Below are 11940 nucleotides of genomic sequence, written 5' to 3'. Positions count from 1 at the left end.
ATTGCAGTGCAGCGAAGACACTTAGCCGGTTCCGAAGTTCCGAATGAAAAAAAGGGGTTATGTCCCAATCCGGGAACAGGTCACCGCAACTCACGCGCGTGCGCGGGTCGTTTCGTTACCGTTTCGCGACACGATGTGCCGTGCTTCCTGCACGGGGAGCGGGCGGCCGAAGTAATAGCCCTGCGCGCGGGTGCAACCGAGCGCCTGGACCATCTCGTGCTCCTGCTCGGTTTCGACCCCCTCGGCGGTCGTCGCCATGCCCAGGCTGTCGGCGAGCGCGACCACGGCGCGGATGATCGCGATCGCCTCGCGGGTGCCGCGCGCGGCATTCTGGACGAAGCTGCGGTCGATCTTGATCGAATTGAACCGGGTATGGGCGAGATAGCCGAGCGAGGAATAGCCGGTGCCGAAATCGTCGAGGCTGAGGCGCACGCCGAGATCGAGGATCTGCTCCAGCACGGTCACCGCCGCGGTGCCTTCGCGCAGGAACACGCTTTCGGTCACCTCCAGCTCGAGCCGGTCCGGGTCCAGCCCCGAGGCAGCGAGCGCCTGGGCGACGAGCGTCGCGAAACTGGGATTGTGGAGCTGTTCGGAGCTGACGTTGATCGCGATCCGCGCGGGCTCGTCCCAGCGTGCGGCCTCGTCGCAGGCGGTGCGCAGCACCCATTCGCCGATCGCGCCGATCAGCCGGGCTTCCTCGGCGAGCGGGATGAACTTGGACGGCGGGATGCTGCCCAGCTCCGGATGCGTCCAGCGCAGCAGCGCCTCGAAGCCGAGCAGCCCGCCGGTGCGGGCATTGACCACCGGCTGGTAGGCGAGCTGCATCTGCCCCTTCTCGACCGCACCGCGCAGCGCGATCTCGAGCACGCGGCGTTCCTCGGCGGCGACATGGAGCTGCGGCTCATAGGCGTGGAACACCCCGCCGCCCTTGTCCTTGGAGCGATAGAGCGCGAGATCGGCGGAGCGGACCAGCGTCTCCGCGGTGCGGCCGTCGCGCGGCGCCAGCGCCAAGCCCACCGAGGCGCCGATATAGAGGGTGTGCTGGTCGAGCTCATAGGGGCGCGAGACGGTGTCGATGATCGTCTGGGCGAGCGCCTCGACCCGCGCGGTGTCGCGCGCGTCGCGGACGACCACGGCGAACTCGTCGCCGCCCAGCCGGCCGATCATCTCGGTCTCGCTCACCAGGCTGCGCAGCCGCCGCGCGACGCGCTGGAGCAGCCGGTCGCCCACGGGGTGGCCGAGCGTGTCGTTGACCGCCTTGAAGCGATCGAGGTCGATCATCATGAAGGCGCAGCGCGCGCCCCATTTGTCCGCCTCTGCAAGCGCGGCGGCGAGCGCCTCGTTGATGTGGAGGCGGTTGGGCAGGCCGGTCAGCGTGTCGAACCGCGCCATGCGGTGGATCTGCTCGGTCGCGCGGCGCTGCTCGGTGACGTCCGAGCTGACCCCGCGAAAGCCGGCAAAGGCGCCGCGCTCGTCGAACTTGGGGCTGGCGGAGATCTGCCACCAGCGGCGGTCGCCCTCGACGTCGATCGGGATCGACAGGTCGGCAAAGGGCTCGCGGCGCTTCAGCTTCTCGGCGAGGTCGTGCAGCTCCTGGGTGAACTGGCCGGTCTCCCAGCCGGGGCCGGCGAGCAGCTGGAGCAGCGGCAGCCCGGCGAGCGTGCCGGGCTCGAGGCCCAGCGAGGCGGCGAGGCGCGGGCTGGCGCGGACGACGCGGCGCTGGGCATCGACTTCCCACAGCCAGTCCGACGAGGCGTCCTCGAACTCGCGGAGCAACAGGCTCACCGTCTGGTCGCGCTCGGCGAGCGCCATCTGGTTGGCGCGCAGCAGCACCAGCGCGCGGGCGCGGCCATAGCTGGCGACGCCGATCAGCGTGACCAGGAAGGCGGCGGTGGCAGCGAGCAGCGGCGCCCCCGTCAGCGCCAGCGTGACGATCGAGGTGATGCCGAGGATGGCAATGAACGACAGGCTCGCCAGCGGCAGCATCCCCATCGTCATCGCGGCCGTGATCAGCACCAGCGTTGTTGCTGCCCAGAGATCGAGGCTGGCGCGATCGGTGGCGAGCGCGCCGAAGGCGAGCGGGAGGATCGACCAGGTGAGACCCATCACCACCCCTTCGGGGCCGGCGCGGCGCACGTCCGCCAGCGTGGCGGTGAGTGTATTGGCATCGCTCCAGCCGAGTCGACGTGCCGTCACCCAGGTGGCGGCGCCGAGCGTCAGCAGCATCCAGCAGAGCAGCAGGTTATGCGGCGCCAGCGGCATGAGGGCCAGCGCGGAGAGCGCCGCGCCGCCGACCTGGGCGGAGAAGAACAGCAGCGCCGAGCGGCGACCGGCATGCAGCTGCGCGGCGCGAATCCGCGACCAGTCGATCGTGTCGCTGGGGTCGCTCAGGCCCAGCAGCGCGCGCGCGTCGACTCGCGGCTGAATCAACGGTGTCGTGGAGGAGCTGCTCACGCCGGTTACATAGCGGCGCCAGGTTAGCGAGAAGTTAGGGTGGCGCTAAAATGGAGGTGAATAGGTCCATTTTCGCGGCACGGCCCCGGCGTGGCGATCAATGGGAGAGGCGAGGGCGTGGCGGGCTCGTCAAAACCATCGTCACTCCCGCGAAGGCGGGAATCCATTCGCCGCGACGTGCGGGGAAGGAACGACGGCTTCAGCGCCAATGTATCGCCGCCTTCGCGGGGATGACGGCGGTGGTCGTAGACGCCCTTCGTGCCAGACCGGCGCTGCCGGCCGGGCGCGGGGCCCGGCCGGAAAGCGTATCAGGCGGCGATCGCATAGGGCTTGATCTCGCCGTTCAGATAGAGGTTGCGCGCCTTGGCGCGGCTGAGCTTGCCCGAGCTGGTGCGCGGCAGCGTGCGCGGCGGCACGAGCTCGACCACGCAGTTCATGCCGGTGACCGAGCGGACGCGCTCGCGGATCTCCTCGCGCAGGCGCAGCCGCTCCTGCTCGTCCGAGGTGCGGCACTGGACCAGCACCGCCGGGGTTTCCTCGCCGCCGGGGGTGGTGATCGCGAAGGCGGCGATGTCGCCCTGCTTAAAGCCGGGCAGCTGCTCCACCGCCCATTCGATGTCCTGCGGCCAGTGGTTCTTGCCGTTGACGATGATCATGTCCTTGGCGCGGCCGACGATGTAGATATAGCCGTCCGACATATAGCCCATATCGCCGGTATCCAGCCAGCCGTCGACCATGCACGCCTCGGTGGCGGCCTCGTCGCGGAAATAACCCACCATCACCGACGGGCCCTTGCACCAGACCTTGCCGATCGCCTTCTCGGGGAGCGGCGTGCCGTCTTCCTCGCGGACTTCGATCGCCATGTCGCGCACCGGCTTGCCGCAGTTGACCACGGCGCGGTAGCGCTGCGGGCGATCGGCGCGGGCGGTGCCGCCGGAGAGTTGCGTCTCCTCGACCAGCTCGACGACGATGCCTTCGCCCGGCGGCATGATCGAGACGGCCAGCGTCGCCTCGGCCAGGCCGTAGCTCGGCATGAAGGCGGTCGCCTTGAAGCCGGCATCGGCGAACGCGTCGACGAAGCGCTGCATCACGTCCGGGCGGATCATGTCGGCGCCGTTGCCGGCGATGCGCCAGCGGGCGAGGTCGAACCGCTCGCTCGCCTTGGTCTGGCTCGACATGCGGCGCGCGCAGATGTCGTAGCCGAAGGTCGGCGAGTAGGAGATGCTGTTGCCCTGGTTGCGGCTTATCAGGTCCAGCCAGGCGAGCGGGCGCCGGGCGAAATCCTCGGTCTTCATGTAATCGGTCGAGACCTGGTTGGCGACCGGCGACAGGAAGCAGCCGACCAGGCCCATGTCATGGTACCAGGGCAGCCAGGAGATGCAGCGATCGGCGTCGACCAGTTCCATCCCGTGGCTGTGCGCCGCGAGATTGTTGAGCAGCGCGTGGTGCGTGATCGCGACGCCGTGCGGGAAGCGGGTCGAGCCGCTCGAATATTGCAGGTACGCGATGTCGTCCGGCTTGGCCTGGGGCAGCGGCGCCTCGGGCGCCGGGTTGGCCGAGAAGGCGTCCCAGTCGGTGGCGGCGACGTCGGTCAGCCGCGCGGCCTCGGCGCACATCGCGCCGATTTCGGGCGGGTAGATCAGCAGCGTCGGGTCGCAGCTTTCGAGCTGGACGCGGAGCTGGTCGATATAGGATTGCGCGCCGCCGAAGCTGGTCGGCAGCGGCAGCGGCACTGGCCAGGCGCCGGCATAGATCACGCCGAAGAACAGCGAGGCGAATTCCGGCCCGGTCTCCGCAATCAGCGCGATGCGGTCCTCCGGCTGGATGCCGGCGGCGATCAGGCGGCGTGCCTGTTCCAGCGCGTTCGCACGCAGTTCGGCGAAGCGATAGGGCCGCACCAGCTTGCCCCGCGCATCGTGAAAGTTGAAGCCGCGCACACCCTGGGCCGCGTAATCGAGCGCGGCACCCAGCGTTTCGAAGTCTGCGAAACGGCGCGGGAGCGTGTCTTCCGTGGGCGTGGGCGTCAGCGCTGCCATATCCACCGTTTCGAGCGATCCCGTTTCGTCCAATACCATTCTTTTTCTCATGCCCCTGTGAGGTAGCAGTTCGTTGTGCCCCCACAACGCAGTTTTCCGTATGCGCTCTGCTACGCAGTATCGTTCAAAATCGGTTGGCAGTGTGGCACAATCAAGGCGCATGCCCCAACCGTCCCGTTCCAAGCCACCGCTCGTCGCCGCCGATCTCGATCGGCTGGCGCTGCGCTATGTCGAGCGTTTCGCCACCACCCGCGCCCGCCTGGCTGCGTATCTCAACCGTAAGCTGCGCGAGCGGGGATGGGAAGGGGAGAGCCCGCCCGACCCGATGGCCGTGGCCGAGCGGATGAGCGAGCGCGGCTATGTCGACGATCGCAGCTTCGCCGAGGCGCGGGTGCGATCGATGGGACGGCGCGGACTGGGCGGGCGCCGCGTGGCGATGGCGCTGCGCCACGACGGCATCGATGCCGAGGACAGCGCCGATCTCGCCGACGCGATCGAGGCCGACGCCTTCCGCAATGCGATCATTTTTGCTCGTCGCCGCCGATTCGGACCTTTCGCTGCGACCCCTGCGGATCGTGATCTTCGCAAAAAGCAAGTCGCTGCATTTTTACGGGCGGGCCATCCGCCTGAGATTGTGCATAGAATACTGCAGATGGCGCCGGGGGAGGAGCCGGAGGACCTGCCCGGGGCGGGACATTCCTGATCGCACAAAGCGATTCCCCTCCTCGCTAATGCTGTGTTAATGTTACGGGTGTGGGGGTAACGATAATGCGTGCTGAACAACAGCTAGCGTCTGAACACTATCCGGAGGCATCCGAAGGCGAAGTTCGGTTCGGGGGCGATACCGAGATGGACGAACGGGTCTATCGCGGCGTCATCAAATGGTTCGATGTGACGCGCGGCTTCGGTTTTCTGGTCGCGGACGATCCCAGCGTCGGCGACATCCTGATCCATTTCTCGGTTCTCCAGGACCATGGCCGGCGCAGCGTGCCGGAAGGCGCGCGGATCGAATGCGTGGCGGTGCAGCGGCAGCGGGGGCTGCAGGCGAAATCCGTCCTTTCGATCGACCTCAGCACTGCGGTCGAGCCGGTGAAGCGCCCGACCGAGCGCGTGGAACGGCTCAAGCTGATCGGCGAGGCCGGGCCGTTCGAGCCGGTGTCGGTCAAGTGGTTCAATCGCTTGAAGGGATACGGCTTCCTCGTCCGAACGAGCGACACCGCGGACATCTTCGTCCATATGGAAACGCTGCGCCGCGCCGGCGTCGAGGAAGTCGAGCCCGGTCAGCCGCTGCGCGCGCGCATCGTCGATGGCGAGAAGGGCCCGCTCGCGGTCGCGGTCGAAAGACCGCTCTGAGCCGCTGAGGGGAGTTGCCGAGCGCTGCGCTTGGCGGTATCGGGCAGAGCCATGGGACTTCCTTTTCCGATCTTCACCTGGTGGAACGGCGCCACGTTCGGCACTCGCATGGGACTGCGCGGCAAGAAGCGCGTCGGCGAGGATTCGCTCGGTAACCTCTATTTCGAGGGCGGGCGCGATCCCAACGGCATTCCGCGCCGCTGGGTGATCTATAAGGGGTCCAACGACGCCAGCCGCATTCCGCCGGAATGGTTCAGCTGGCTGTCGCACCAGATCGACGGCACGCCCGATGAGTCGCTGCCGCCGGTCCGTGCCTGGGAAAAGCCCGCCGAGCCGAATCACACCGGCACCGAACTCGCCTATCGCCCGCCGGGTGCGCTCGAAAAGGGTGCCCGCCGGGTCAAGGCCACCGGCGATTACGAGGCCTGGACCCCCGACGCATGAAGGCTGCGGCGGCGCTGCTCGCGCTCGCGCTGGCCGGATGTTCGGGTAGCGGAAGCGGCAACGGTGCTGCCGGCGGCGACAATGCCGGCGACGAGCTGGTGATTACCGGCGGCGGCGACGCGCAGGGTGTCGATACCGTTTCGACCGGGCCCGACAATGCCGTCGTTGAGGCCGCGGCAACGCCGATGCGCGAGCGCGTCGCGGTGCTGGGCGTGCTCAACAAGCGCAACGGCGTCGAGCGCGAGATCACGCTCAAGCCCGGCCAGGCCGCCCGCATCGACGGGCAGGTGACCGTCCGCCTGCGCGCCTGCGAGCGCACCGCCCCCTGGGAGCAGGACCGGCTGACCGGCGCCTTCGTGCAGATGGACGTCCACCGCGAGGACCATCGCTGGCACCGCGTCTTCTCCGGCTGGCTCTACAAGGAGCAGCCGGCGCTTAACGTCGTCCAGAACCCGATCTACGACGTCTGGCCCAAGAGCTGCGCGATGACCTTCCGCGACAGCGGCCCGGACACGGTGCCGGCCTCGTCGCCCGGCGCATCGAGCGCGAAAAGGTCGCCGGAAGCCGAGGGCGGCAACGACACCGCCCCGGTCGAATCGCCGAGCGCCGCGCCCAGCAACGCGACATAATCGTCGCGCGGGATCTCGATCGCGCCGAGCGAGGCGAGGTGATCGGTGATGAACTGGCAATCGAGCAGGCGGAACCCGCCGGCCTGCAGCCGCGCGACGAGATGGGTCAGCGCTACCTTCGACGCATCGCGCACCCGGGTGACCATCGATTCGCCGAAAAATGCGCGGCCGAGCGCCAGGCCGTAGAGCCCACCGGCGAGCTGGTCGCCCTCCCAGCATTCGATCGAATGCGCATAGCCTAGCCGGTGGAGTTCGATGAAGGCACGTTCGATCGCGCCGTTGATCCAGGTCTCCGGCCGGTCCTGGGCGCTTTCGGCGCACAGGCGGATCATGCCGGCGAAATCGCGGTCGACGGTCACCGTGAAGCGGTCCGACAGCACCACCTTGCGCAGCGAGCGCGACAGATGGAAGCCATCGAGCGGCAGTACCCCGCGCAGCTTGGGTTCGACCCAATAGACCGATCCGGCGTCGCGGGCATCGGCCATCGGGAACACGCCCATGGCATAGGCGCGCAGCACCAGCGCGGGATCGAGTTCCTTGGGGGGCGAGCGGCGGTGGACCATGGTCAGCGAACGCTTGTGGCCAGGCTTCGTTCGATCGCCTGCCATACGTCGTTGAACGCCTTGCCGGCGGCGCTGCGCGGAGCGAAGGCGCCCACCGGCGCGAGCTGCACCGCGACGGATTCGATCACGCTCGCCATCGGAATCACCGGCCAGTCGGGCTGGCGCGCCAGCGCTTCGGCATGGAGCTTGCGGCGGCGGTCGACCATCGCGTGCACCGGCATCAGCGGCACCTTGGCGCCGCGCTGGGCGAGGTGCGCCGCGACCTCCTGAAAGGCGCGCTGCGAGAGCGGGGAGGGCACCACCGGCACCACGATCAGATCGGCGGCGCGCATCACCTGCTCGCTGGTCTCGGTAAGGCCGGGCGGGCAATCGAGCAGGATGCGGTCGAAATCCTGCGTCAGGTCGTCGAGCAGCTTGCGCAGCCGCTTCTTCTTGTCGAGCGCGTGGAAGAGGTGGTCGAGCTGGCGCAGCGAGGTGTCGGCGGGCAGCAGCGCGAGCCGGTCGATCGCGGTCGCGCGGAGCAGCTTGGCGGCGGCGACGTCCTTGGAGAAGATCGCCTGTGCCTGATGGCGCCCGGCCGCGTCGCCGCCGAGCAGGAAGGTGGCGGCGGCCTGCGGATCGAGGTCCCAGAGCAGCGTGCGGCGGGCGGAGCGGATGGCGGACGCCCAGGCCAGGTTGACCGTCAGCGTCGTCTTCCCCACGCCGCCCTTCAGGCTGTACACCGCGATCGTCGCCACCCCAATCACCTCCGACCTTAAGCTGGCATGAAAAAAGCCCGGCGGAAATAGCCGCCGGGCTTTGTTTTGGGGAGGAGGTGCAGGCTCAGGCCTTGCAGCTGTGGGTCGAACCGTCGGCGAGGGTGATCTTGGCCGCCTTGGCGTTGCCGTCGATCTTGTAGCCGCCATCGGCGGTGAAGGGCTTGCCGGCTTCCGGCGCGTGCAGCAGGACCGACTTCATCGAATCCTTCTTCTCGCGCAGCGAGGCCATCTTGCCTTCCTTGAAGAAGTCCACGAACAGCAGGGTGTTGCCCGGCTGGCAGCGGAAGCTCACCGAGCTTTCGATCGTCGGCGGCGTTTCGACCGGCGCGGCGTTCGCAAGCTGCGAAGCCATGGGGTCCGGTGCGCGGCTGTCGACCACTTCGGGCTTGTTGTTGCAAGCGGCGAGCGAAAGCAGCGCCGCGGCGGAGAGTGCGATCGGGGAGGGGTTTTTCATAGCGTACGGTGCTTTTCCTTAGGTGGTAATCATCGTCAAGCGAAAACGGGGTATAGAGTCACACGAAATGGTGCGCCGCAACGAAACAGACGCATGATTGCGCGTGATGGGACATCGTTGACAGTCGTGGAGGTTGCAGAGGGCATCGGAAAGGGGACGTTTACCGTGCTTGACCCGGTGCGCGCGACTCCGCAGGGAGAAGGGCCGAGGAGAGGATGCCGATGATGCCGAGGATCTGCTGGACGCGGGGCTGGACCCTGATGCCGCTGGCGCTGCTCGCGGCCTGCGGCGGCACGCCCACCGAGAATGCCGCCGAGGACCCCGCCAATGCCGCGGTGCAGCCCGGGCCGATGCTGGGCGGCGTCGATCTGTCGACGCCGCTGCAGGTCCGCCCGCTGGAGGGCCGCGACTGGGCGCTCGACCTCGCCCCCGGCCGCATCCAGTTCCAGCAGGAGGGGGCGAAGGAGATGCCGTTCTACCCGGTCTCGCCTAGGCTGGCGCAAGGTGTCGCGACCTATCCCACCCAGACGCCCGACGGCGCGCCGGTAACGATCACGCTGCGCCCGGGGCCTTGCTCCGAGGGCGCGGCCTTGGCGGCGGAGGTGCGGATCGGCGCGCAGGTGCTGAAGGGCTGCGCGCACAAGATGACCGTCCAGGACGTTCACCGCGAGATGTACAACGAAGCGCTGGCGGTGCCGTATGAGGCGGGGAACAACAGCAGCGCGGAGTAGCAGTTGCCCGCGGTTGCAACGAAACGCGTGGTGGGCGGCGATGGTCGCGATCCTGGAGGCTGCGTATGGCAGTATCGCTCGTTTACAGCAGTGTGCGACTGCCGCTGCGGCAGGTCAGTTGGTGAGGATGGCTGTCATCCCGAAAATCACAATGCCCAGGACGAGTGTCGAGGCAGGTATCGCGATATATAGATAGGCCGCCTGGGATGCCCGCGCGGGCATGTCGATGGGGAGTCCAGCTTTTGCCTGAGATAGGGCTTTCACAAGATCGTTGGCCCCGATCGTATATTCCTCTGCCGAGATTACCAAGTTGCTGCCGCCGGCGACGGGCACCACGATCGACCGTGCTGCGCTTCTACCGCTAAGTCGCTGGAGGGCCGGCGTCCCCAATCTTGCCCATGGAATGGTGCGCGTTCTGCCAGCCAGGGTCATGCGAAAGGCGGTCGGAGAAAGCATGAGGACATCCGGCGTCGCCATCCGCCGGAGCGTAAGCAACTCAAGCCAGAGGAACGGGGCCAAGGCCGTCATTACCAGCGCAAACCCGCCGATCAATGTCAGCGTCGGGCCCTCGCGGTTCATAGCGAACGGGATTCCGGCCCCCAGGAATCCGAGGGGAAGCACGAAGGCCATCAGTATGATTGCTTGCGGCGCTAGCTTCAATCGACTTCCGACGAAGGTGACAGTTTGCGCTGGGGGAACCATCGCGACTGCCCGTTACCGTCTGATTACAAAGCGGCTAGGACATGGCGTGCGTTTTTGACGTGAGCGATCGGCGTGTCGCCGATTGGTCGCGCGAACGCAGCCGGTACTCCTCGCGTGCCCACTCATCAGCTGTTCCTGTCGAGCCGGCGGAGTAGGATGCGGTAGAGCGCGGAAACCGCCATGCCGATCAGAGCGAACGCAGCAAGCTGGAGTGGCGTAGCGCCGTGCAGCTTCGGGCTCGCAAGGGGGGCCAGGACGATGCCCGTGGCCGCGCCCGCGATCAGGCAGATCCAGCCAGCAACTGCCGTTCGCCGGCGGGTTACCGGCCATAGCAGCGAAAGCACGATAGCCGCGCTGGGCAGCGCGACCACAAAGATGCCGAGCCAGAACACCACCCCCATCGTCGCCAGCCAGGTCAGACCGGGGGCGCGGACACCGGTGGTGATGCCCAGCGTCGTCGTCCACAGGAGCGAGAATAGCGTAGCCGCCAGCATCGCGGCTGCCAGCACGGCAAGGGCGTGATGGGTAAAGCGTAGTGGCTGTGCATTCCCGGCCATGCCTCCTTGCTAGGCGTCATGGCTTAACAACGCGTTGCGCGCACCGCCGCGTGGGCCGCTGCCGATCCCCGAAAGACCGGCAGCGCGCCGCGCCTCAATCCTTGAACGGCTTGAGCGTCTCGATCGTCCCGTCCGGGCGGAAGGTCAGTTCGGTGATCTTGGCCGAGCGGAGGTGGTTCTTATTGGTCAGCTGGGTGTCGTGGTACGCCAGATACCATTTGCCCTGATACTCGAACACCGAGCCATGGCTGGTCCAGCCCTGCACCGGCTCGAGGATGCGGCCGGTGTACTTGAACGGGCCATAGGGGCTGCTGCCGACTGCGTAGGCGAGGAAGTGCGTGTCCCCGGTCGAGTACATATAGTAATATTTGCCGCCGCGCTTGAACATCCAGGCGGCCTCGAAGAAGCGGCGGTCATGGTCGCCGCCGAGCACGGGCTTGCCCTTCTCGTCGAGGATCACCGCGTCGCGGAGCGGCTCGGCGAGGCTCTTCATGTCGGGCGCGAGGCGGGCGACCTTGCCCGAGAGGGCGGGCTGGTCGTCCTTCTTGAGGTCGGTGTCGCCGGCATTGGGATCGTACTTGCCCGTCGCCCAGCGCTGGAGCTGGCCGCCCCAGATGCCGCCCAGATAGAGATAGCTCTGCCCGTCCTCGTCGGTGAACACCGCCGGGTCCATCGAATAGCTGCCCTGGATCGGCTGCGGCTCGGCCTTGAACGGGCCGACCGGCGACGTGGACGTGGCGACGCCGATGCGGAACACGCCCTGCTTATCCTTGGCGGGGAAATAGAGATAATAGGTGCCGTTCTTGAACGCCGCGTCGGGCGCCCAGGCCTTTTCCGAGGCCCAGGGGACCTGCTTGAGGTCGAGCGCGACCGGGTTCACCGTCACCGGGCCGCCCGGGCGGTCCATGCTCAGCACCTGATAGTCGTGCATCGCATATTGGCTGCCGAGATCGTCGTCGGGAATGCCCATGTCGACGTCGTGGCTGGGATAGATATAGATCTTGCCGTTGAAGACGTGCGCCGAGGGATCGGCGAAATAGAGGTCCTTGACCAGCGGCTGGGCGAGGTAGCGCTTGCCGTCCGGGCTGCGCGCTTCGTCCGAGGCGTTGGCGGGGGCGGCGGTGTTCGCCGCGGTCTCGTTCTGCGGGGCCTTGCCGCCCGAGCAGCCGGCAAGCAGCGCGATGGCGGCCGCAGCCGTCGAAAATGTCAGCGAAAAACGCAACAGCCTATCCTCTCGTCCTGATGGTGCAGCTCGTGCT

12 protein-coding genes and 1 pseudogene are annotated in these 11940 nt (G+C 67.4%); 5 read left to right on the top strand and 8 right to left on the bottom strand.

Annotated features, from left to right (window positions below):
- Positions 1–90: 90 nt before the first annotated feature.
- Both ABIC65_RS18430 and ABIC65_RS18425 read right to left on the bottom strand, forming a co-directional pair.
- The gene (locus ABIC65_RS18430) at positions 91–2454 is read right to left on the bottom strand and encodes a putative bifunctional diguanylate cyclase/phosphodiesterase (protein WP_354310642.1); all 2364 of its coding nucleotides are present in this window, start codon (positions 2452–2454) and stop codon (positions 91–93) included.
- A 308-nt stretch (positions 2455–2762) separates the two neighbouring features.
- A complete protein-coding gene (locus tag ABIC65_RS18425) occupies positions 2763–4529 on the bottom strand; it encodes a fatty acyl-AMP ligase (RefSeq protein ID WP_354310640.1) in 1767 nt (588 codons plus the stop codon).
- Positions 4530–4650: 121 nt separating this feature from the next.
- Between ABIC65_RS18425 and ABIC65_RS18420 the strand changes: the two genes are divergently transcribed.
- The 4 genes and pseudogenes from ABIC65_RS18420 to ABIC65_RS18405 form a co-directional block, all read left to right on the top strand.
- Complete coding sequence (locus ABIC65_RS18420; protein ID WP_354310639.1) at positions 4651–5193, top strand: regulatory protein RecX; 543 nt, start codon at positions 4651–4653, stop codon at positions 5191–5193.
- Positions 5194–5339: 146 nt separating this feature from the next.
- Positions 5340–5843, top strand: coding sequence for a cold-shock protein (locus tag ABIC65_RS18415; RefSeq protein WP_354310637.1), 504 nt, complete (start codon positions 5340–5342; stop codon positions 5841–5843).
- Between the two features lie 51 nt (positions 5844–5894).
- Positions 5895–6287, top strand: a complete 393-nt coding sequence (locus tag ABIC65_RS18410; RefSeq protein WP_294250488.1) for an NADH:ubiquinone oxidoreductase subunit NDUFA12 — start codon at positions 5895–5897, stop codon at positions 6285–6287.
- Positions 6284–6709: pseudogene (locus tag ABIC65_RS18405) on the top strand (DUF2155 domain-containing protein); the annotation flags it as partial. The gene ABIC65_RS18410 and the pseudogene ABIC65_RS18405, both read left to right, overlap by 4 nt.
- 35 nt (positions 6710–6744) lie before the next feature.
- Here the strand turns inward: ABIC65_RS18405 and aat are convergent.
- The 3 genes from aat to ABIC65_RS18390 form a co-directional block, all read right to left on the bottom strand.
- Positions 6745–7479, bottom strand: a complete 735-nt coding sequence (gene aat, locus ABIC65_RS18400) for a leucyl/phenylalanyl-tRNA--protein transferase (protein WP_354310881.1) — start codon at positions 7477–7479, stop codon at positions 6745–6747.
- 2 nt (positions 7480–7481) lie between these two features.
- Complete coding sequence (locus ABIC65_RS18395) at positions 7482–8216, bottom strand: ParA family protein (RefSeq protein WP_354310635.1); 735 nt, start codon at positions 8214–8216, stop codon at positions 7482–7484.
- A gap of 85 nt (positions 8217–8301) precedes the next feature.
- On the bottom strand, positions 8302–8691 hold the full coding sequence (locus tag ABIC65_RS18390) for a hypothetical protein (protein WP_121078344.1): 390 nt from the start codon (positions 8689–8691) through the stop codon (positions 8302–8304).
- A gap of 221 nt (positions 8692–8912) precedes the next feature.
- On the opposite strand from ABIC65_RS18390, the gene ABIC65_RS18385 reads away from it, so the two are divergent.
- Entirely contained in the window at positions 8913–9422 is a 510-nt protein-coding gene (locus tag ABIC65_RS18385) for a hypothetical protein (RefSeq protein WP_354310633.1), read from the top strand.
- 114 nt (positions 9423–9536) lie between these two features.
- On the opposite strand, the gene ABIC65_RS18380 is transcribed toward ABIC65_RS18385, so the two are convergent.
- The 3 genes from ABIC65_RS18380 to ABIC65_RS18370 form a co-directional block, all read right to left on the bottom strand.
- A complete protein-coding gene (locus ABIC65_RS18380) occupies positions 9537–10052 on the bottom strand; it encodes a hypothetical protein (protein ID WP_354310631.1) in 516 nt (171 codons plus the stop codon).
- Between the two features lie 197 nt (positions 10053–10249).
- Complete coding sequence (locus ABIC65_RS18375) at positions 10250–10681, bottom strand: hypothetical protein (protein ID WP_354310630.1); 432 nt, start codon at positions 10679–10681, stop codon at positions 10250–10252.
- Positions 10682–10775: 94 nt separating this feature from the next.
- Positions 10776–11903 (bottom strand): glycoside hydrolase family 43 protein, encoded by a 1128-nt coding sequence (locus ABIC65_RS18370; protein ID WP_354310628.1) that lies wholly within the window; start codon positions 11901–11903, stop codon positions 10776–10778.
- Positions 11904–11940: the final 37 nt, after the last annotated feature.

The organism is Sphingomonas trueperi, from assembly GCF_040545665.1.
Lineage (GTDB): Bacteria > Pseudomonadota > Alphaproteobacteria > Sphingomonadales > Sphingomonadaceae > Sphingomonas > Sphingomonas trueperi_B.
The sequence above is the reverse complement of the archived record's forward strand: the minus strand, read 5'-3'. Positions and strand labels throughout refer to the sequence as shown.

Bases quoted from the DNA above. Each gene is read 5' to 3' on its own strand.
- ABIC65_RS18420 (WP_354310639.1), top strand. From the start codon at position 4,651: ATGCCCCAACCGTCCCGTTCCAAGCCACCGCTCGTCGCCGCCGATCTC.
- ABIC65_RS18390 (WP_121078344.1), bottom strand. From the start codon at position 8,691: ATGAAAAACCCCTCCCCGATCGCACTCTCCGCCGCGGCGCTGCTTTCG.
- ABIC65_RS18380 (WP_354310631.1), bottom strand. From the start codon at position 10,052: ATGGCCTTCGTGCTTCCCCTCGGATTCCTGGGGGCCGGAATCCCGTTC.
- ABIC65_RS18415 (WP_354310637.1), top strand. From the start codon at position 5,340: ATGGACGAACGGGTCTATCGCGGCGTCATCAAATGGTTCGATGTGACG.
- aat (WP_354310881.1), bottom strand. From the start codon at position 7,479: ATGGTCCACCGCCGCTCGCCCCCCAAGGAACTCGATCCCGCGCTGGTG.
- ABIC65_RS18385 (WP_354310633.1), top strand. From the start codon at position 8,913: ATGATGCCGAGGATCTGCTGGACGCGGGGCTGGACCCTGATGCCGCTG.
- ABIC65_RS18425 (WP_354310640.1), bottom strand. From the start codon at position 4,529: ATGGTATTGGACGAAACGGGATCGCTCGAAACGGTGGATATGGCAGCG.
- ABIC65_RS18410 (WP_294250488.1), top strand. From the start codon at position 5,895: ATGGGACTTCCTTTTCCGATCTTCACCTGGTGGAACGGCGCCACGTTC.
- ABIC65_RS18375 (WP_354310630.1), bottom strand. From the start codon at position 10,681: ATGGCCGGGAATGCACAGCCACTACGCTTTACCCATCACGCCCTTGCC.